This window comes from Capnocytophaga sp. oral taxon 878, from assembly GCF_002999135.1.
Taxonomy (GTDB): Bacteria; Bacteroidota; Bacteroidia; order Flavobacteriales; family Flavobacteriaceae; genus Capnocytophaga.
On the sequence record NZ_CP027229.1, the window covers coordinates 782545 to 803654 of the forward strand.

18 protein-coding genes are annotated in these 21110 nt (G+C 34.6%); 6 read left to right on the forward strand and 12 right to left on the reverse strand.

The window, feature by feature from the left end:
- Positions 1–14: 14 nt before the first annotated feature.
- Entirely contained in the window at positions 15–3158 is a 3144-nt protein-coding gene (locus C4H12_RS03490; protein ID WP_106097691.1) for a TonB-dependent receptor, read from the reverse strand.
- Between the two features lie 522 nt (positions 3159–3680).
- On the opposite strand from C4H12_RS03490, the gene C4H12_RS13810 reads away from it, so the two are divergent.
- From C4H12_RS13810 to C4H12_RS03505, 3 genes are all read left to right on the forward strand, one after another.
- Positions 3681–3956: an outer membrane beta-barrel protein gene (locus C4H12_RS13810; RefSeq protein WP_254424803.1), complete on the forward strand. Its 276-nt coding sequence runs from the start codon at positions 3681–3683 to the stop codon at positions 3954–3956.
- A 326-nt stretch (positions 3957–4282) separates the two neighbouring features.
- Positions 4283–7018 (forward strand): carboxypeptidase-like regulatory domain-containing protein, encoded by a 2736-nt coding sequence (locus C4H12_RS03500; RefSeq protein WP_106097692.1) that lies wholly within the window; start codon positions 4283–4285, stop codon positions 7016–7018.
- Positions 7019–7053: 35 nt separating this feature from the next.
- Complete coding sequence (locus tag C4H12_RS03505; RefSeq protein WP_106097693.1) at positions 7054–7542, forward strand: DUF1735 domain-containing protein; 489 nt, start codon at positions 7054–7056, stop codon at positions 7540–7542.
- A gap of 285 nt (positions 7543–7827) precedes the next feature.
- On the opposite strand, the gene C4H12_RS03510 is transcribed toward C4H12_RS03505, so the two are convergent.
- From C4H12_RS03510 to pdxA, 11 genes are all read right to left on the reverse strand, one after another.
- Positions 7828–8307, reverse strand: coding sequence for a hypothetical protein (locus tag C4H12_RS03510; protein WP_106097694.1), 480 nt, complete (start codon positions 8305–8307; stop codon positions 7828–7830).
- Positions 8308–8326: 19 nt separating this feature from the next.
- A complete protein-coding gene (locus C4H12_RS03515; protein WP_254424804.1) occupies positions 8327–9154 on the reverse strand; it encodes a transposase in 828 nt (275 codons plus the stop codon).
- A gap of 245 nt (positions 9155–9399) precedes the next feature.
- Positions 9400–9873 carry a hypothetical protein gene (locus C4H12_RS03520; RefSeq protein WP_106097696.1) on the reverse strand — a complete coding sequence of 158 codons (474 nt, stop codon included), beginning with the start codon at positions 9871–9873 and terminating at the stop codon, positions 9400–9402.
- On the reverse strand, positions 9866–11194 hold the full coding sequence (locus C4H12_RS03525) for an exonuclease domain-containing protein (RefSeq protein WP_106097697.1): 1329 nt from the start codon (positions 11192–11194) through the stop codon (positions 9866–9868). Before C4H12_RS03525 ends, C4H12_RS03520 begins: the two co-directional genes overlap by 8 nt.
- Before the next feature lie 101 nt (positions 11195–11295).
- Positions 11296–11643 carry a 50S ribosomal protein L19 gene (gene rplS, locus C4H12_RS03530; RefSeq protein WP_106099415.1) on the reverse strand — a complete coding sequence of 116 codons (348 nt, stop codon included), beginning with the start codon at positions 11641–11643 and terminating at the stop codon, positions 11296–11298.
- Between the two features lie 133 nt (positions 11644–11776).
- The gene (hemW, locus tag C4H12_RS03535) at positions 11777–12922 is read right to left on the reverse strand and encodes a radical SAM family heme chaperone HemW (protein ID WP_106097698.1); all 1146 of its coding nucleotides are present in this window, start codon (positions 12920–12922) and stop codon (positions 11777–11779) included.
- 11 nt (positions 12923–12933) lie between these two features.
- Complete coding sequence (ruvC, locus tag C4H12_RS03540) at positions 12934–13479, reverse strand: crossover junction endodeoxyribonuclease RuvC (RefSeq protein ID WP_106097699.1); 546 nt, start codon at positions 13477–13479, stop codon at positions 12934–12936.
- A 14-nt stretch (positions 13480–13493) separates the two neighbouring features.
- Positions 13494–14024 carry a hypothetical protein gene (locus C4H12_RS03545; protein WP_106097700.1) on the reverse strand — a complete coding sequence of 177 codons (531 nt, stop codon included), beginning with the start codon at positions 14022–14024 and terminating at the stop codon, positions 13494–13496.
- Between the two features lie 163 nt (positions 14025–14187).
- Entirely contained in the window at positions 14188–15150 is a 963-nt protein-coding gene (locus C4H12_RS03550) for an SIS domain-containing protein (protein WP_106097701.1), read from the reverse strand.
- Positions 15147–16037, reverse strand: a complete 891-nt coding sequence (locus tag C4H12_RS03555; RefSeq protein WP_106097702.1) for a Ppx/GppA phosphatase family protein — start codon at positions 16035–16037, stop codon at positions 15147–15149. Before C4H12_RS03555 ends, C4H12_RS03550 begins: the two co-directional genes overlap by 4 nt.
- A gap of 11 nt (positions 16038–16048) precedes the next feature.
- Positions 16049–17107 carry a 4-hydroxythreonine-4-phosphate dehydrogenase PdxA gene (pdxA, locus tag C4H12_RS03560; protein ID WP_106097703.1) on the reverse strand — a complete coding sequence of 353 codons (1059 nt, stop codon included), beginning with the start codon at positions 17105–17107 and terminating at the stop codon, positions 16049–16051.
- A gap of 68 nt (positions 17108–17175) precedes the next feature.
- On the opposite strand from pdxA, the gene C4H12_RS03565 reads away from it, so the two are divergent.
- The 3 genes from C4H12_RS03565 (at position 17176) to C4H12_RS03575 (ending at position 20997) form a co-directional block, all read left to right on the forward strand.
- Positions 17176–18084, forward strand: coding sequence for a GYDIA family GHMP kinase (locus C4H12_RS03565; protein WP_106097704.1), 909 nt, complete (start codon positions 17176–17178; stop codon positions 18082–18084).
- A 336-nt stretch (positions 18085–18420) separates the two neighbouring features.
- On the forward strand, positions 18421–19158 hold the full coding sequence (locus tag C4H12_RS03570; RefSeq protein WP_129588201.1) for a hypothetical protein: 738 nt from the start codon (positions 18421–18423) through the stop codon (positions 19156–19158).
- A gap of 54 nt (positions 19159–19212) precedes the next feature.
- Positions 19213–20997 (forward strand): pentapeptide repeat-containing protein, encoded by a 1785-nt coding sequence (locus C4H12_RS03575; protein ID WP_106097706.1) that lies wholly within the window; start codon positions 19213–19215, stop codon positions 20995–20997.
- Positions 20998–21110 lie beyond the last annotated feature (113 nt).

Consider the following 21110-nt stretch of genomic DNA (forward strand, 5'->3'; position numbering starts at 1 on the left):
TTATTTTTAGTGGGCTAAAAACTAGCATTGAGTCCCATCGTAAAGGTGATTGGGATAGGATAGCCGTAGTTAGGATTTTCAGGGTCTTTACCAGTGAACGATTTGCTTTTGAGTGTCCATAGGTTCTGACCGCTTACATACAAGCGCAACTTACTGAGTTTTATCCTTTCAGATAGTTCTTTAGGCAAGGTATAGCCCAATTGTACATTGCGAAGTTTGAGGTATGAACCATTTTCTACATAGTAAGTAGACATACGTCCTTCGTTGTTGTCGTCTACGCTTGATACACTTGGAATATCAGAATCAGGGTTGGTAACGGGGTCGAAAGCATCGAGCAAACGGCGACCTTTGTTACCATAAGTATCTTGTACACTCCAAAAATCAGTGTGGCGTTTTACGTTAGACACTACATCTACATTCTGTACGCCTTGGAAGAAAGCAGTGAAATCGAAGTTTTTATACTCCAAATTGAGGTTAAGACCATAGATAAAATCGGGTTGTGGATTGCCTATCCAAGTGCGATCGTCTTCATCGATTTTGCCATCGTTGTTCAAATCGCGGTAGCGGATACGACCAATACCTTTACCGTTTTGTATAGGATGATGATCTACTTCTTCTTGAGTTTTAAAAATGCCATCGGCTACATAGCCATAGAAGTTGTTAGAGCCTATAGGGCGACCTAAACCATTGTCCCATTTACCATTACCACCATAAGAGTTGATTACTGAAGTAGGGAGCTCTGTGATTTTATTCTTATTAGTAGCGACATTGGCGTTGATATCATATTTGAGTCCGCCTTTAGTTTCATTGCGATAACCTACTGATACTTCTAAACCTTTATTCTCAACAGCAGCACCGTTTACCCATTGGTAAGCACCTTCTCCTTTAATACCTGCATAAGGAGGTTCTACTAAGATGTCTTTAGTTTTCTTGATATAGTATTCAGCTGAGCCATACAAGCTATTATCGAAGAAACCGAAATCGATACCAAAGTTAGTTTGGGTAGTGGTTTCCCATTTGAGGTTTTTGTTACCAAGACGTGTACGACGGAATCCTGAAGCTAATTGTCCTGAGCCCTTACCGTCGAGGTCGTAAGAGGTTTTCCAGATACCGTTCCATATAAAGTCGCCTGTTACGCCATAGTAAGGGTCGAAGATGTCGTAGATAGCGTAGTTGTTGATATCTTGGTTACCGTTTTGTCCCCAACCGAAACGCAATTTGAGGTCGGAAACAGTATGGTTGATTTTCTCCATAAAGGACTCTTGAGAGATGCGCCATCCTAAGTTGAACGCAGGGAAAGTACCCCAGCGATTATCTTTGGCAAAACGTGAAGAACCATCGTGGCGGAGGGTTACTGAAGCGAGGTATTTATTATCGAAAGCATAGTTGATTTTTCCGAAGAAAGAAAGCAACTTGTAGCCCGTAGTTGAACCACTACCACTCACACCCCCAGTTGCCAATGAAGGCCACATATATTCAGGTGTTTCTACCGCGAGGTTATTCCCTTTGATAGCGAAATTAAGGTCGTTCTCTGAGTACATTTCCATCCCTGCAAGGGTTTCAAAACGACTCTTGCCGAGTTCAAAGTCGTAAGTAGCAGTATTAGCCCAGTTCCATTTTGTCCAGTGGGCTTGCTCGAGTTGAGAGAAAGTTTTTTCTTTGCCTTCTTCCATAAATCCTGAAACATACGAGCGGTTGAGCACACGTTTGTAGAAGTTGCCATAGTCTATACCAAAGTTAGAACGCACATTCAATCCTTTGATAGGCTGGATATTCACAAAGGCATTTCCAAACATACGCCAATAGTTGTAGCGATTATCTTTATTATCGGCTACAAGGCGTGCAGGGTTCTGACGGTCGGGCAATCCGTTTACAGGTCCGCCCCAGTGTTTGCCATCGGTAGTGCGTACTGGAATGAAAGGTACCGCTATCATTGCCGATTCGGTGATTTGGTGCGGTTGTTCTACCTCGCTGGTACGGTTTACAGTGAAATTTTCACCTATGGTTACCACATCGCCAAAGAGCTTGTAATCAGTATTGATACGAGCTGAAAGACGAGAGAAATCAGTATTCTTTACCATACCATCGTTGTTGTAATAGCCCAAAGAGAGGAAGTAATTCCCTTTTTCAGTACCATTAGTAACTGAAAGGTTGTACGATTCGGTTACCCCCATACGGGTGATTTCTTTGAACCAATCGGTATTAGAAGGTAACATAGGGCTACCTGTTTTGTCAAAATACTCGCGGGGGTAGTACAAATTGTTGAGGGTAGCATGTCCATTGGCATCGGTAGTGTAATCATAGTGAATGCCTAATGGGTTTTGGTTAGGGTTGTTGCCACGATTCACCGCCGCTTTCCAAAGCACTTGTGCGTACTCATTAGCATTGAGCATTTTCATACGTGAGTGGAACATCGATACAGTAGTATAATGGTCGAAATCTACTTTTAGCACACCTTTCTTACCTTTTTTAGTGGTAATCACGATAACCCCATTGGCAGCACGCGACCCGTAGATACTAGCAGCCGAAGCATCTCGCAACACTTGTATGCTCTCAATATCGTTAGAGTTCAGCTCGTGCATACCGCCTTGGGTAGGTACTCCATCAATAATATAAAGAGGGTCGTTGTTGTTGAGCGTACCGATACCGCGAATACGAATGGTTGCTTTCCCTGCAGGACCACCATTATCAGTTACTTGCATCCCTGCTACACGACCTTGTAGGGCTTTCATAGGGTTGTTCTCGGAGGTAGACATCATTTCGTTTACCTTTACTACCGATACTGCCCCTGTAAGGTCGGTTTTGCGTTCAGCGCGATACCCTACCGATATGGTAACCCCTTCTAAGGCAGTTACTTCTTCTTCTAAGGTTATACTTATATTCTTGCGTCCTTTCACAGCTACGGTTTGGGTTTTGTAGCCAATGTATGAAAAGACCAAACTATCGGTGGCAGCGACGGGATGAAGGGTATAATTCCCGTCAAAATCAGTAGAAGCGCCTACTGTTTTGTTTTTCACCATCACCGTTACACCCATCATAGGGCTGTTATCGGCTTTTGCTTTTACCACTCCTTTTACCTCTTGGGCGAAAAGAGCACCAGAAAAGTTACAGAGCAAAAGCGATAGCAAAATGCGTTTGTTTATTTTTCTACTCATCATATTGGTGTTTTTTACAATTAATTTTCGGTGGCAAAGGTAGGGCAAAAGAAAGCAAAGCACTATCAAAAACAGGTCAATTACTACCAAATTTGTGGCTAATTTTGGGGTAAAAACAATAGATGTAATAAAATAAAATACTATAAATGAGTAACTTAGTTAATTTTAACAAATAATGAACAAAAAATGATAGCGTTTTTTCTATTTGTTTTTGTTTTAACAAACAAAAACAATTTGATAATTTACTAATTACTTGATATTTCTGCAATCTATTTAACTCAAGACTCATAAAGATGAAACTTTTAAACATTTTGAACATTACAGTCCTGTCTCTCGTTTTGTAAAACTGTATTAGTTCTATGTTTAATACTATTCAGCAGTTTGTTATACGTTCAAAATAAACTTACTGAATACTTGTTCAATCGGAAGAAAAAAGTTAGGAATACGAACTAAAAGCAGTAATAAAGAAGTATAGAATAAAAATTATAGTACAAGGCAATCACGTGGTGAGCTATTGGACGGGTGATGTACATACTATCTATAAAAGTTTCATTCGTCACCCTACCTATAGCTGTAAATCATCGCTTTACAAACCGTTGGAAACTGCGCTTAGGCACATTTCTTTCTTATCGTATGGACGGCAATTTCTCAGGCTATGTAACCGAAGGTTATTTACGAGAAGGTAATTCTATTAGTGAGAAAGTGAGCTTTACTAACGAACAGATAGCCTCTTATGATTTTAGCAATCATCTCCGCCATTGGCATTGGAGCACAATGATAGGAGGTGCTTGGAAGCTTTAAAACATTTCAACATCAATACCGAACTATCCTATGGAATAAACAATATTTTTAAAAATACTTCAAAACCATTACCTTTATAATATGTATCCTACCTATATGAATATAGGTTTTGCTTATTACTTCTAAACAATATTGATAGAAGATTTTTGTTGTACACTATGTATAACATTTGCTTAAGTTGATTACGTTGAAAATTATTAGTATCTGGCTAAACTTTACAACTAATCCTTTAATTTTAATAGATACTAATATTTTTTTATTCTTATTTATTGTTTATTGAGATTTTTTTTCTATCTTTGCGGTGTGTATTTGATATACTTAACGCTATGAAACAGAAAATACAACTCACAGTATGCCTACTACTCTTATTTTTAGGAACAGTAATGGCGCAAGTAAGAACAATTAAAGGGGTAGTAACTGATGAAAAAGGACTACCTCTATTTGGAGTAGCAGTACTTATTAAAGGTACTACTATGGGTACTCAAACTGATATTGATGGTAAATATGAAATCAGTACAAGAGTAGGAAGTATGTTAGAATTTAGCTATCTTGGGTATAGAAATGAAAGCGTACTTGTAGGTAAACAAAAAAATCTATATATAAAGCTAAAAGAGAGCGATTATATTTGTTCTCACCCCATTTTTACTGTAGTAAAAACTCCAATTGCTTTAGGAATAAAACACATAAAAGAAAGCTTGCCTTATCAGCTATCTCAAGTAGAACAAATAGACCTTAACAGGGTAAAACAAACCAATGTTATTAGTAGATTGAGTAATAAAGTAGCTGGATTACAGATACAAATCCCTGCTACAGGGATAGGCGAGGTAAGGGCAGTGTTACGAGGTGAGCAATCAATATTAGGTAATAATAATGTACTATATGTAATTGATGGAATGCCTACCTATAACCCTTCAGATCTAAATCCTGATGATATTAAAAGTGTATCAGTGCTTTCAGGAGCTGGGGCATCCCTATATGGAGCAAGTGCTGCCAATGGGGTTATGCTTATCAACACCAAAAATGGTAAAGATGGGTATGGTAATAGAATACAAATATCATCATCACTTACATTTAATAATCCACTATTTCTTCCTGAATTTCAAGATACCTATAGTAATGCTATAGGGCAATACACTTCATGGGGTAATAAAATGAGTACTCCTTCACAACATAAGATAAATAGTTTCTTCAGAACAGGTTATGTTGCTCAAAACACTATTAGCTATAGGACAGGAAATAGTGATGACCATACTTATCTTTCAGCTTCATCACTGCGTACACAAGGGGTACTACCTAATAGCGTATATAACCGTTACAATCTGTTTTACCACAGTGTAGGAAAGTTTTTAATTGATGACTTATTTTTAGATATTACTACTGCTTATACCAAAGGGTATGAACGCAACCAAAAAGCTGACGGACTGGAGTTCAACCCTATTGTAGGTTTATACTTGTACCCGAGAGGAGAACAATTTGCTCAGGAGGAAGCTTTTGAGCGTTATGATTCTGCTTTAGGTTATGCTAAACAGTATTGGTATGCGGGTGCAGGTACTACTCATAATCCTACAGATATGGGGGCTGGTATTCAAAACCCTTATTGGATAGCCTACCGAAATTTGCGACACAATAGCAAAGACCGTATGATGGCATCAGTAAAACTTACTTATAAGACAGGTGATAATTTTGATATATCAACAAGTATAAAAGCTGATAAAACTCAGTGGAAAGGAGAAGATAAACGTTTTGCATCTACTTTACCCTCTTATGCTGGCATAAATGGATATTATGGCACTAGTAATGGCAATTTAAAGCACATATATGCTGATGCTATAGCTCAGTACAGAGGACACATTTGGGCTTTTAAAAACTCTTTTCATTTTAATTTGTTAGGAGGGGTATCACATGAACAGTACAAACATTTATGGGAAAGCTATAGTGGTAACTTACTACAACCTAATCAGTTTGATTATAGTAATATAAATCATACTGAAAGCATAGCTACAAACAACACTAATGATAATTTATATCAAAACTTTGCTGCTTTTATGCAAGGAGAATTGAAGTGGAATTATCATTCCCTTACAGCTACTGTACGTTCTGATTTTCCTTCACAACTTATTTACCAAAACAATGCCCCTATAATAAGCTATTCGGTAGGAGTACACGCTTTTTTGAATCACTTATTTGTTTTTGTTTTGGATAGTACTACAGCCCTAAGTAGCTTGGATATGATAGCTAATTATAGCCAAATTGCTGCACCTATTCACTACAAAGGCTGGGGAAAACAAGTGTATTTACCTCAAGAATTACAAAGAGAACAGACCCAGCTTTGTGAAGTAGGTTTTAGAACTCGTTGGTTTAACAAACATCTTCTTTTTGATACTACTTTTTACCGGAGTCTTACTAACAACCAGTTGGTAATAACCCCACTAAGCACTGCTCATTATACCCAACAGTGGACACAAGCAGGAAAAGTAGAAAATAAAGGAGTTGAAATGAAACTAAGTTATTTACTTAACACCTATATTAATAATAATGAATACATTATGAATAAAATAGGTTTAGTAGCAGCTTACAATCAACGTAGTGTCCATAATTATCCTAATAGTCTTGAGTTTGATAACAACCCTAAATGGTTATTAGGTTTAAATGGAAATATCAGTTGGCGTACATTAACTCTTGATGCTTTAGTAAGTGCTCGGTTGGGTGGCAAAGTACTATCGGATACTGAAAGGTACCTTGACCAATATGGGGTATCAAAAGCTTCGGGAGTAGTGCGTGATGCCGGACAAGGATTTTCAGCACTTAACAGTGATTACTTATACAGTGCTTCCAATGTACGTTTGCAAGAAGTTTCTCTTACTTATAAATTAAACACAAAGCGTTTAAAAGGATTAGAGGAGTTTAATATATCATTAGTAGGTAATAATCTACTTATGTTATATAACAAAGCTCCTTTTGACCCTGAAATAATACCATCGGCTGAGGCTCGTTCTGGTTATGATCTTTTTATGTTACCTAGCTTAAGAAGCTACGGACTTAATGTAAATATACTGTTTTAGTATTTTAGTATTTCACAGATTAAAAGAAGACTACAATGAGAAAAATATTTTTAATACTTGGTTTATTAAGCCTTATGGCTTGCCAAGAAGAATGGAAAGACGATAGTATCCAACCCCCATTAGGAGGTGAACAACGCGCTTATTTAGATGTAAATAGAGCACTTACTTTGGAGGTAAAAGCTACTGAAGAAAATGTCATTGACAATCTAAAGGTAAAATTGTTATATCCTTCAAAAAAGATAATAGCTTTGCCTCTTATCTCAGGGAATGAAGAACTGCTAACAGCTTATAATACACAGTTTGGTACTAATTACCAATTATTACCCCCTGCAAAGTACAATATTTATGAAAATGTAATTTTTGACGAGGGAGAAAGAGAATCAAGGGTTGCATTGGTTCTAAAAGATATTAATTTCAGTAACAATGAAGTATATGCTTTGCCTGTACAATTACTAGGAATTAAAAATACTCCTGTACTCATAGGACAAAATGAATGTTTGCTTATTATTAAGAAAAAGGAATAAATATCTATTCCTTTACCTCTAATAAAAATCCCCGTGCAGTAGGTACTGCACGGGGATTTTTTATTGATTTATTAGTCTATTGGCTAATTTACTAATTCAAAACTACCTTCAAGTAGTTGAGAAAAACGTTTTGCCTTTATCATCATAAGTAAGAGTACTATTTATAGAAAATCACCAAATATATAGAACTAATGCTAAGCTTGTGCGAATGTTTTTACAATAATTCTTTTACTTTTAAGAGCAATATGTTTTACAGTTAATATCTATGCTTCATATTTGTAACTGTTATTCTTTATTGTAAGGAATGGCTAAATCTTTATCAAAATAAATAACATGAGCTTCCTTCGGAGAAAGTTTAATATTATTTACCTTATATGATTTAATACCCCTATAATGAACTTTTGATAACATCGCCCTTTTATAAAAACTAATCATATCCATTTCTTGAATATTGTATTGCAAAGAGTCTGATATAATTAATTTATAACTCTTATCAGGACATAAAGATGTCTTTAAAAAGATTCTCATCGATCCATAATAGTCAGGATTAGTTGTTTTATTGTATACCCTTATTTCATTTATATCTATTGTCTTTAGAAAGACATTAAGTGTATCATATTCATATAAAATAAAATTCTTTTTGTCTATTTCATTTGTCCCCCAATTAGTAATCTCAATGATGTTATAAGGGCTACAGTTACTCGTTTTTATTATGTTACAAGAGTATAATAAGGTAATTAAACTTAATAAATATATATACTTCATAATTATTTCATAAACGTGTTTAAACTTTTTTTAGGAACTTGGAGATAAACCCTAATAAAAGCATTCCAATCCAACTTACATCAAGATACTCGTATCTCATTATCAAACCTTTATATCCGTCAAGCCAACCATTTACTTGTTCAATTTTAAACCTATTTTTGTACAATTCTTCATCAAAATAAACATCTGGTTGCTCTCCATTTCGAGGATTAGGTTTAATGTTTGCTATAATTTCTTTGCTTTCTAAAAACTCTCTAAGAGATTTGCTATCAAATCCTGCATCAGCATTGAGAAACAGACCTTTGTATTCTATTCCTGCTTCTTCTAATAAAGCTAAGATTTCTTTTAGTACTTCTTCTATTTCATATAAGTCATTGTGATTTCCAGCTTTAGGACTTCCCATTGCTATCATTTGCCCTTTATTATCACACAAAAAAATACTATTGGTGGTTACAGCTTTTTTCCTTGCTTGATAACCTGCTGACGCTCCTTTTTGACGACAACGTGTATGACTACCATCCAATTGAACGCAAGACATATCTAACTTTCTTTTCTTCTTACTTAATAGATTCAAGCATACTTGCTGAAAACTACTATCTTTACTCCATTTATTGAAGTAGTAATAGACATTTTGCCAAGAGATTTCACCTTTTTCAAAATAGCTTTCAATTGGAAGTTCTCTCCATTGCACCCCTGTTTTTAACCTCTTGAGAATCAATAAAAATATTGTAGCCAAATCAAAATTACTTTTAAATCCTCTTTTTCCTACACTTAAAAAGGGAATAATCCAATTATTTATTGTATCTTTGCCCAAAGTTCCTGAATTTTGGTGTTCTTTTTTTCTCAAACACAAAATTACTAATTTTCGGGAACTTTTATTTTATTATAGGAAAAAGTTTAAACAGCTTCCATATTATAAGCAATAGTTTGTATAACACAAAGGAACTAATAGAAGGTCTATTTTGATCTTCTTCTAACATACGTTTTAGATCTTTTTTTATGAGATTCAAAAAAGCTTTTAAAATTTATCAGGCACTAATAAAAAATGAGCAATCCAATTAATTGCTCATTTGATACTAATATTATTTATTTCTAATTCTTTGGATGAATAATTTCGTCTAATACTTTGAAACTAGGTGAGAGATTCCCATCAATGTGGTATTCTAAAAGTAAATCACCCCAAATCTCACTGTCAGTAAATTCACAAATTACCCATCTTTCATTCAAAATCCTAATTTTGTTAATAAGAAATTTACCATTAGTTTCAGCTGTAATATAAGGGTTTTTATCTTTCACATTCAGTTCCATTAGGGCATTGAGAACTATTTGTGAAGGATTATTAACTTTTAAATCTTCAAAATACTGTTGCGATAACTCATTAGTTTCTAAGCTGAAATTTAAAGCCTCATCACGTTGTGCTGTAAGGCTTTCTATAGAATCGGTTAGCTTAGCTATAATTTGAGCTGTTTCATTGATTTCAGTGTGACTAAGCTTACTGTCAGTATTTTGACACGCAGTAAAAAAAGTAACAATACTAAGTAGGGTAAAAGATGTTATTTTATTCATTATGAAAAGGTTTTTGTTCGTCAAGATTTATTATTTTTAACTGTGAATGTTGGCGTAAGTAAGTATGTAAGGTATGTTGGTTAGCCAATGTATTAGGTAAGGGAGTAACTATATTTTGCAGTATTGATAGTTGAGTAAGTTGATAGTTTAGATTGAAAAATCCATAACCTTTAATTTCTCCATTTACTATCAAAATAATACTTTTTTCACCTACTTTTCTACCTTTATCTACTATAGCAAGGTTTTGTTTGAAAAGTCCATATTTTGTAAGCACTTGCTGAGCACGAATATTATAAGTTTCTGGAGGTTCACTATTGAAGTTTGCCTCATTAAGCTGAAATTCTTTTTCTATTTTGCATAAAAAAGCCTTTGCTTGGGTTTGAGTTTCAAAGGTAGTTATAATTCTATTTTGAGTTTCAATAAGTTGTATAGCAAAACAAAGGTACCCTGCTTGATTAAAAAAAGAAGTAAGTATGTAATGTATATTAGTTTTGTTATGCAAACTGAGATTATTGCATTTTGGAAGATTCAGCTGTATTACCTCTCGCTCTTTTAATATTGCTATCAGTTCATTACCTGTAGCCTCATAAGTAACTTTATAAGTATGGCGTTGCAAGTATCTGTCACGTTTGGAAGTTGAAGTGAATAGCTGGTTCACACGTTGTTTAATACTTTTGTGCTTCCCTATATAAATAATCTTTCCTTCCTCATTATACATATAAAAAACACCTAACTTTTCAGGCAATTCATCCAATATTTTCAGATGACGTGAAGCCATTTCAAGGCGAACATCATTTTTAACAAAAGTAGTAATAATTGTTTTTTTAGTGTCTTTTTCTAATAAGTATTTAAATAGGTTCAAGGTAGCCAAGGCATCTCCAGAAGCACGATGCCGCTCACTCATAGGAATGCCTAAAGAACGTACCAACTTACCCAGACTATACGACTCTTGTTCAGGAATAAGTAACTGGGCTAGCTCAACAGTACATAGAGTAGTACGTACATAATCATATCCTAAACGTCGAAACTCAGTTTGCAAAATACGGTAATCAAAAGCTGCATTATGACCTACAATAATACAATCAGTAGTAATTTCAACAATTCGTTTAGCAAGTTCATAGAATTTAGGAGCGTTGTGTAGCATTTTGTTATTAATACCAGTCAGTTTAGTAACAAAATCTTGTATAGGGCGTTCCGGATTTACAAGTGATATAACTTGATCAGTTACTTCATGTCCATCAAATTGATAGATCGCAATTTCAGTAATACCTTCTTCATCGTATTTACCGCCTGTAGTTTCTATGTCCAGTATTGCGTACAATTCTTTTTAAATATTAAATTTTAGGTGTTAGATTTTAGTAATAAAAAAAGCAAAGAGGAAAACGTGCTTCTCTCTTTGCTTTTATGTTGTTCATTAACAGCTTAGCGAACTTCTTTAATACGGGCTTTTTTACCTGTAAGTCCTCTAAAATAGTAAATGCGAGCACGTCGTACTTTACCTCTCTTGTTCACTTCAATTTTCTGAAGGGCAGGCATATTAATAGGGAAAATACGTTCTACCCCTATAGTACCCGACATTTTACGAATGGTAAAAGTAGCGGTTACACCATGACCTTTACGTTGTATTACAACACCTTTAAAAAACTGAGTACGTTTCTTATCACCCTCTTTAATTTCGTAGTAAACGGTGATAGTATCACCTGCTGAAAACTCAGGGAAATCTTTTTTCTCGATAAAGTTGTCTTGTACGTACTTTAATAGTGGTTCCATAAAAATATAAAAATAAATTATGTTATCAATGGGTAACATACACGACTCTCGCCAGAGGTTACACCAAATCGGGGGCAAAAATACAAAATATTTTCTAATTAGCAAGTATGTCAATTAGCATTTTACAATTTTTCTAATCTACCCTAAATAAATCGGCCGCAATACCATCTGATAAAAACTTCCCTTTCTTACTTACTTTCAGGTGATTAGATTCTATTAATAACATTTCTTCTTCAAGGTATTTTTGTGCTTGTTGTAATAAATAATTTTTGTATTCCTTCCCAAAATTGAGTGCTACCTCATCTATATTAATACCTATCATAGTCCGAATACGGGTAATAATAAGCTCATTATAACGATTATTAATGCTAAGTATTTCTTTTTCTTGGGGTAATTTACCTTCTTGTAGTATTTGTTGTAAGTATTTAATATTATTTGCTATATTCCAACTACGTTCTTTACCATTAAAACTATGTGCCGAGGGGCCTATTCCCATATAGGGTTTGCCAAACCAATAAGCTGTATTATTCTTACTAAAGTAACCTTCTTTTCCAAAGTTAGAAAACTCATATTGTACAAATTTCTTAGTCTCTAGCTTATCAATAAGCGTTATAAAATGATCATAAGCTAAGTTATCATTTATAGGTGGTATTTTACCTGTAGCAATAAACTTATGCAAAGCTGTTTTTTCTTCTACAGTAAGAGCATAAGCCGAAATATGAGGTATCCCAAAATCTAATGCTTTATCAATATTTTTCTGCCAACGCTCATTACTCATTGTAGGAATACCGTAAATTAAATCAATAGTAATGTTATCAAAATACTGAAGTGCAATCGGAAGTAAAGTCTCTATTTGTTCAGTAGTATGTATGCGGTTCATTAATTGTAAATCTTCCGCAAAAAATGATTGTACCCCCAAACTAAGCCGATTTATACCTAATTGTTGTAAGGCAAGCAATCGTTCTTTTGGAGTAGTATCTCTAAAAAAATCATCAGGATTAGCTTCTAATGTAATTTCAGCAAAAGAACTTATTTTATAATGCAAGTAAATAGTATTGAAGATAGCTGCCAATTCCTCATTGCTAAGTATGCTGGGGGTTCCTCCTCCTAAATATATTGTTTGTAGTTCAGTTCCCTCAGCTTCCTCCTTCCGTAATTCCAATTCCTTACAGATTGCAGTTACCATTTTAGCTTTGTGTTTCAAGGTTGTAGAAAAATGAAAATCGCAATAGTAACAAGCCCTACGGCAAAAAGGAATATGAATATATAAACTGTACAAAATAATGAAGATTAACCTACACGGTGCTGGTTTTGTTTTACAAAAGCATCCCAACCACTATAACTCTGTTGTTTCTCAGCTCTACCACCGTTAAAATAATGACATACAGCTACAGCCAGTCCATCAGTAGCATCAAAATGTTTAGGAAGTTCTTTTAGGTTTAAAAGCTGTTGTAGCATTTTTGCCACTTGTTCTTTTGAAGCTGCTCCATTACCAGTAATAGCCATTTTTACTTTTTTAGGCTCATATTCAGTAATAGGTATTTCACGTGATAGTCCTGCAGCCATAGCTACTCCTTGTGCACGCCCTAATTTTAGCATCGATTGTACATTCTTACCAAAAAAAGGAGCTTCAATAGCAAGTTCATCAGGGTGATAAGTATCTATAAGTTCTAAAGTCCGATTGAAAATAACCCCCAATTTCATATAATGATTACTATACTTGCTTAGCTGTAATTCATTCAGTTGCAATAGCTTCATTTGGTTATTCTCTACCTTTATCAGCCCAAATCCCATAATAGTAGTACCCGGGTCTATACCCAAAATAATGCGTTCCAAAACTACCGATAACTTTATTTAACGTTAATTTTAACCGGAAGTCTAAACTGGGTACTCACTTTCTGACCGTTTTTAGTAGCAGGGGTTATAGCATCATTTTCAGAAAGCATTGAAAGATTAGCGCGTAATGAATCTTCAAAAGTTTCATTCTCAGTAGTAAGTAGTTCTTTAGTACGCTCATCGGCTTGCATATCAATAAGTACTACTTTACCAGTATTATCTACTTTTACATTTAAAATAATACTATCGCTAACAGGTTCTGTCACCTCATAAGGGTCTTTTTTAAGGCGCTCCTGAAACATAGCTACAAAAGTCTTCTCAAAGCACTCTTTTTGTGCTAATTTAGTCGTAGCTGTATCACATACTCCCTTAAAGATTGGATATGTATCAACTTCTTCTTTTATTACTTCTTCAAATTTTATATTGGCTATTGAATCCAATTGCGCTTGTAACTTTGCCTCTTTTTGTTCAGCAGTGAGTTCAGTTCCTTTTTTCTTACAAGCCACTAATGATAATGTTAGGGCTAAAAACCAAATGTATTTCATTGTAAAATATAAAATATTAATATTCGTACGGCAAAAGTAGTACTTTTTTTTGATTTAGAAAATTTTTTATATCAAAATACAGAAAAATTAACTTATCATAACCATTTTAAAAGCTCCTATTTTATTCTTAGGCCAATAGCATCTCTGCTATAGGCACCATATATTACAATAGTCCTTCTTGCACTAAGTTATGTAGGTGAATGATGCCTGCATATTTTCCGTTTTGGGTTACCAGCAGCTGTGTTATTTTATTCTTTTCCATCAGGTGCAAGGCATCAATAGCTAGGCTATCCCAATCAATAGATTTTGGGTTCACACTCATAATATCTTTTGCAGTAAGCCCTTTTATAGTATCTGTTTTGCTTAGCATACGCCGTATATCTCCATCAGTTACTACTCCTACTATCTCATCATTAGCTATTACAGCAGCTACTCCCAACATCTTTGCCGAAATTTCTATTATTACCTGCTTAATATCAGTCTCTGGGCTTACTTCAGGTTTTTGATTATTCACCACTATATCACCTACTTTTAGGTAAAGACGTTTCCCTAAAGCTCCTCCTGGGTGGTATTTAGCAAAATCACTACTGCCAAAGTGTTTCATCTCTAATAAGCAAACTGCTAAAGCATCACCCAATACTAACTGAGCAGTAGTACTAGTGGTAGGGGCTAAGTTATTAGGGCAAGCCTCTTTTTCTACGTGCGCATATAGCACACAATCAGCTTGTTGAGCTAGTACTGATCCTTTGTTTGAGGTGATAGCTATCAGCTTGTTATTACCGCGTTTTAATAAGGGTACTAGCACTTTTATTTCAGGGGTATTACCACTTTTTGAAATGCAAATTACTACATCATCTTCTTGTATAATACCCAAGTCACCATGAATTGCATCGGCAGCATGCATAAAGATAGCAGGAGTGCCGGTTGAGTTCATTGTTGCTACAATTTTGTTTGCAATAATAGCACTTTTACCTATTCCTGTAATCACTACGCGCCCTTTTGAGTTAAGAATATATTGTACCGCTTGGGTAAAATCCTCATCAATGTAATTAGTAAGCTGGGCTACAGCTTTTGCCTCTTCGGTGATAGTTTGCAGGGCAATAGCTATAATGTCTTTTGTTTTCATTTATTTTCTTCGTTGTAAATCGTTTTGATAATACCGTCGGCCAAACCTATGCGTGGTACGTGTACTTTCTGTGCTCCCGACCATTTCATCGCATTTATGAATACTGTTAAGGCGTACAAAATTACATCGGCACGGTCAGGATTAAATCCTAAAAGTCTAATCCTTTCATCATAACTATACCCCGATACATAATTATAATAGTCAGTAAGATACTCGTATGTAAGCGGGTCTCCATCTTTACTGTTAGAGTTTTTATGTATTTTATTAATGTTCCCGCCCGAGCCTATTGCTTCAATATGTTCACAATCTTTGGTGTGTTTTTCTATCCAATGTTGCACCTCGTGCCAGGTATCTTCAGTTACTTTATTGTCTAATAAGCGCACAGTACCTATCGGGAATGAACGTGCTTTTTTCTCTTTTCCTTTGGAGAATATAGTGAATTCTGTACTACCCCCTCCTACGTCTATATACAAATAATCCTTATCTTTCTGTATAAAGCTCGATATATCGGTTGAGGCTATAATACGTGCTTCTTCTGCTCCGTCTATAATCTCAATGCGCACTCCTGTACGTTTAAATACTTCATCCGCTACTGCCTGCCCATTGGTAGCCTCTCGCATCGCCGAAGTCGCACAAGCTCGGTAGGCTCGCACTTGGTTCACTTTCATTAGTAAGCTAAATGCTTGCATTGTTTCTGATAACCGGTTTAAGTTTTCTTCCGAAATAAGTCCATCCAAAAACACATCTGCTCCCAAACGAATAGGTACACGCACCAAGCTGGCTTTCGTGAATTTAGGCGCTTCTCCTTGCTCTTCCAATACGTTGGAAATAAGAAGTCTTACCCCATTTGATCCTATATCTATAGCTCCTAATTTCTGAATATTCATAGTCTTTCCCTTTACCTGTCTTTATCTAACTCTAAAGTACGTACTTTCAACGGATTTTTTGTCAGTTCAGCGTATTCTTCTCTATTGCGAAATACATCTATAGCCATAAAAATAGCATGTCTAAATGATTCAGGGTCTGCAATGCCCTTACCAGCTATTTCGTAAGCTGTGCCGTGGTCTGGTGATGTGCGCACTTTATTCAATCCCGCAGTATAATTCACTCCACTGCCAAAAGCAAGAGTTTTAAAAGCTATAAGCCCTTGGTCGTGATAAGGTGCTAGTACAGCATCGTAATTTCTATAGGTCTGTGAACCAAAAAAACTATCTGCTGCAAACGGACCAAATACTAAAATATTCTCGTCAAAATAAAGCTTTTTAAGGGCTGGGCGTAACACCTCGTCATCTTCTTTACCTATTACTCCCTTATCACCGCAATGTGGGTTTATTCCCAGTACTGCTATTTTAGGACGTTGTAAGCGGAAATCTTTTACTAATGATTCATTCATCAAGCGTGCTTTTTCAATAATAAGCTCTTCTGTAATGAGTGCTGATACTTCTTTCAGCGGCACGTGATCAGTCATTAAGCCTACTTTTAGTTCCTCACTTACCAAAAACATCAGGCTATTACCTTCCAATTCTTTGGCCAAGTAATCAGTATGTCCTGGGAAATGAAAATCATTGCTTTGTATATTATTTTTGTTGATGGGGGCTGTTACTAGCACATCAATATCTCCTGCTTTAAGGGCTTCCACTGCTGCTTGTAATGACAGAAAAGCAAAGTTACCTCCTTCTTCTGTTTCCTCCCCAAAATTCACTGTAGGGGTTTCTTTCCAGCAGTTCACTACATTTAGTTTCCCTTCCAGCGCTGCTGTTACACTCTCAATACCTTGAAAATTAGTCATAGTATTGAAGTGCTTCCGCTGAAAAGAAACCAATTTATTCGATGCAAATATAATAGGGGTACACAGCTCCAATATCTGGTGGTCTTCAAAGGTTTTCAGGATAACTTCCAGCCCTATCCCATTCATATCACCAATGCTGATACCTACTCTTACTAATTTTTCTTTCATAAAATATTAGGCTAAAAAATAAATATTTCTTACTTTTGTGTTTTGAAAGTGCAAAGATATAAAAAAATATGCAAGTAACACAAATTTCAGAATTTCATAGTAACGGAAAATTACTCATCACTGGTGAATATGCCGTGCTTGATGGCGCTCTCAGCCTCGCTCTCCCCACTCAAAAAGGTCAATCCTTAAAAGTATCTTCTCACCCCGACAAACAGCTCTTGTGGGAGGCCTATGATAATGATAACTGCTTGTGGTTCAGTAGCAAACACCTACATACCGAAACCGATCATAAAGTCTGGAATACCCTGCTCAATATCCTACAAGCAGCCTGCTCTCTTAACCCCAACTTTAAAAAACAGCTCACTCACTGCTATGTACAAACTTTTTTAGAATTTCCTCGCCTATGGGGGCTAGGTACCTCATCTACCCTTATCAATAACATCGCTCAATGGGCGAAAGTGAATCCCTATCAGCTGCTTTTCAAAAGCTTCGGGGGCAGTGGGTATGATATCGCTTGCGCCCAAAACTCTACCCCTATATTATATCGTTTAGAACACGAAAAACCCCACACTTATCCTTTGCAATTTCAATTCCCTTATAAGGAGCAAATTCATTTCATCTATCTCAATCAAAAGCAAAACAGTAAAGAAGGCATCACCCGTTACCGAAAAATAACCAAAAGCAAACGCAAATTAGCCGATAGCATTACCCAACTCACCGAGCAGCTCATTTTAAGCCAAACTATAGCCGATTTCAGTGCTATTATACAACAGCATGAGCTTCTCATCAGCCAATATATAGGTCTCCCAACGGTTAAAGACCAGCTTTTTCCCGATTTTCAGGGCACTATCAAGAGTTTAGGCGCTTGGGGTGGCGATTTTGTAATGGCTATTTCCCAGCATCAAAACACAATAACCTATTTCAAAAATAAGGGGTATGAAACCTGCATCCCCTATAATGATATGATTATCAATTAATCTATCTTTATTTTCCTATTCTTTCAGAGGCTTCGCAATTGTACCGAAGCCTCTTTTTTATACCCCCAATCCATCACTTTATAACCAACTTAAATACAGCATATTCCCACCTTCAATACACTTACCCCTTCATTACCCCCTAGCTATCTTAACAAACAAACATAAGGTCAGTTTAAGATCAACCTAAGCTGAACGAACGAATAACGAAGGATAAACGAACTATAAACGAAGGATAGTTGTGAGCTTGCACACCCTAACTTACCTTCCCTTAAAACTAACTTGATTATTAAAAATTATTTTGTACATTTGCCTCCTATAACTAAAAACACTCCAAAAATGAAAACACTTTTAACCTCTCTCGTTTTTCTTTATACCTGCCTTATTTCAGCCCAAAATCTTATTGATCAGCAGTGGGAAATCAACAGAATATTTGGTACAGCACCACAGCAAACCGACTTTTACATCCTCCAAAAAGGAGGTTTTTTAAGTAGTATTACCCTCTCTCCTAACGGCACTTTCCAAAGCTATTCTTCAGGGCTATGTGCCATAGGGAACTTTACTATTACCGAAGGCACTTACAAAAAGCGTGATGATAATTATATAGGTTTCCACCTAAAAGATTCAAAATCCGATACATCCAAAAATATGGGCAAATACTATGTGCATAAAGTATCTGATAATGAAGTACTTCTTATCAAAAGCACAGGCAATCTTGCTAAGGATCAGCAAAGAGCCGTTTATGCCACTGTTTTAGCCCCTGCAATTGTAGTGATAAACAACCGAATTTACAAAGACCCTAAAATGACTATACCTTCCAGCACACCTTGGTTAGAGCGTGTAAATAAGTATGTTACAGAGGTATTGAAGCTCTCCAACTATGAAATTTGCCTTGTAGGATGTGATTCCGTTCTAAATACCATCTATTTAGTAAAAGATTCAGACAAAGAAGCTTATAGTTATATATTAGAACAATCTTCCAAAAAGAACAATTATGCCCTACAGCACCTCACCGAAGACTATATCCAGCAAGAAATAGCCTATTGGAAAGATTTTTATAACAAACAAACTAAATAACCATCACACTTTACTATTTTTTTAGAACTTTTCATTAACAATAAAAACTATATTATGGATTTAGAAAAATATATAAAAAAGAAAGAATATAATCCTGATATTGATAAAACAGAAATATGGATTGGAAATTTTTCAGATACTCCTACAATTAATCCAATCATTATAATATTAGAAATAATATCCCATTTTCAAAATCAAGATTATAAAATCATTGTAGATGATTATTTGGAATATAATAATGGAAAATATTGGCAAAAACCCCTAATATTTAAAGATATTACTTTCAATGAATCAGTAAAGTTTAATTATATTTCTTTTAAAGATTGTGTCGGTTTTGAAAAATGTATTTTTAAAAAAGAAGTATCTTTTTCAAAATGTGCTTTTAATGAACGAGTAGGGTTTATAAATTGTATTTTCAAAGAAAGAACAAATTTTAGAGGAGCATTTTTTTGCTCAAAATCTGACTTTTCTGATACAGTATTTGAAGGAGTAAAAAATAATTTTTCTTTTATCCATTCTTTTGAAGATTTTTATTGTGAAAATATTAATCTAAAATCAAGTATTGATTTTTCACATGCAAATTTTAAAAAGATAGTTTGGTTTGAAAGAGCTATTTTTGAAGGAGAAGCTAATTTTTCTAATGTAGAATTTGGAAGTCATAAAAAAAATGATCTTGAATATGATGAATATACATATATGTTAGAAAAATGTATTGAAGAGAGTGTGGTGAAATTAAAAGGTTTACTGGAGAATACACCTAAATTTATAGAGAATAAAAATGATAGGAATGAGGAAAACTCTTTTTTTAGTATCACATTTAATGATGCAGTTTTTGAAGAAAATGCAATATTCCGTGAAAGTGTATTTGAAAATATGACTAATTTCACAAATACTAAATTTGAAAAATTAGTAGATTTTCATTTAGTTAAATTCTATAAAGCACAACAATTTTATTCAACAATTTTTCTTGATAAAGCTATTTTTTCTAATACTGTTTTTCACGAAGAAGCCCAATTTCTTTATTGTCGAACAGATAGCAATTCATATATAGGTTTTGAGAGCGCTGTATTTAAAAGAAGTTTAGATATTTCTCGTAGCAATTTTAATGATAAAGTTAATTTTTGGAATATTGAGTTAGAAGAGGGAGACATTTTTACCTCTTCCAAGTATTTAGATGATTTTGAAAATCCTGAAGAAGAGTCTAAATCTACTAAAAATATTCCTACAATATATAAAAAAATGCGTGAAACTTATCGTATCATTAAAAGCTATTTTTACTCTCAAAATAATAGAATAGAAGCTTTAGAGTTTTCAAAAAAAGAAATGTTAGTTTATGAAAAAGAACTAAAACCTTTTTCATTAGATAAATTTATACTGTTAGCTAATAAGTTTTCAAATAATTATGGTACAGATTGGGGTAAAGGGCTTTTATTTACTATGTTAAGTGGCTTTATTACTTATTCAATAATTTTACTTATAGAAGGAAAAGTTAATAATTTACTTAGCGTGTTATTAATTTATGTTTCATTTTTTGTAATAATCAACAAGGCAAGAAGTATAAATGAAATGCTCAGTAAAGTTTTTTTTGTATTTTTATGTTGTTTATATGTAACTATTCTTTGCTTTTGTAGTTTTCCTTTTGCAATAAATTGGGATTCATTTATTCAGCAATATCTAAATACACTAAATATTATTGATTTAAAACCTTTTGAAAAAGATGAAAATAACATTTTAAAGTTGTCTGGCTTGTCATACCTATTTCTTTTTATAGGTCGTATATTTATAGGATACGGCTATTACCAAACCATTCAAGCCTTTAGAAAATATGGTAAATCTTAATCTATAACAATGCCCCACCCTTAGCAGAGAAAAGCAAAAACCAACAGTTTCACACTTTTAGCTACTTTTACTGTTTTATAGTTAAATAAAAAATCTTTATTGTTCTTTGTTAA

Excerpts from the sequence above, each read along its gene's own strand:
- C4H12_RS03490 (WP_106097691.1), bottom strand. The coding sequence starts at position 3,158 with ATGATGAGTAGAAAAATAAACAAACGCATTTTGCTATCGCTTTTGCTC.
- C4H12_RS13810 (WP_254424803.1), top strand. The coding sequence starts at position 3,681 with ATGTACATACTATCTATAAAAGTTTCATTCGTCACCCTACCTATAGCT.
- C4H12_RS03500 (WP_106097692.1), top strand. The coding sequence starts at position 4,283 with ATGAAACAGAAAATACAACTCACAGTATGCCTACTACTCTTATTTTTA.
- C4H12_RS03505 (WP_106097693.1), top strand. The coding sequence starts at position 7,054 with ATGAGAAAAATATTTTTAATACTTGGTTTATTAAGCCTTATGGCTTGC.
- C4H12_RS03510 (WP_106097694.1), bottom strand. The coding sequence starts at position 8,307 with ATGAAGTATATATATTTATTAAGTTTAATTACCTTATTATACTCTTGT.
- C4H12_RS03520 (WP_106097696.1), bottom strand. The coding sequence starts at position 9,873 with ATGAATAAAATAACATCTTTTACCCTACTTAGTATTGTTACTTTTTTT.
- rplS (WP_106099415.1), bottom strand. The coding sequence starts at position 11,643 with ATGGAACCACTATTAAAGTACGTACAAGACAACTTTATCGAGAAAAAA.
- C4H12_RS03545 (WP_106097700.1), bottom strand. The coding sequence starts at position 14,024 with ATGAAATACATTTGGTTTTTAGCCCTAACATTATCATTAGTGGCTTGT.
- C4H12_RS03550 (WP_106097701.1), bottom strand. The coding sequence starts at position 15,150 with ATGAAAACAAAAGACATTATAGCTATTGCCCTGCAAACTATCACCGAA.
- C4H12_RS03555 (WP_106097702.1), bottom strand. The coding sequence starts at position 16,037 with ATGAATATTCAGAAATTAGGAGCTATAGATATAGGATCAAATGGGGTA.
- pdxA (WP_106097703.1), bottom strand. The coding sequence starts at position 17,107 with ATGAAAGAAAAATTAGTAAGAGTAGGTATCAGCATTGGTGATATGAAT.
- C4H12_RS03565 (WP_106097704.1), top strand. The coding sequence starts at position 17,176 with ATGCAAGTAACACAAATTTCAGAATTTCATAGTAACGGAAAATTACTC.
- C4H12_RS03570 (WP_129588201.1), top strand. The coding sequence starts at position 18,421 with ATGAAAACACTTTTAACCTCTCTCGTTTTTCTTTATACCTGCCTTATT.
- C4H12_RS03575 (WP_106097706.1), top strand. The coding sequence starts at position 19,213 with ATGGATTTAGAAAAATATATAAAAAAGAAAGAATATAATCCTGATATT.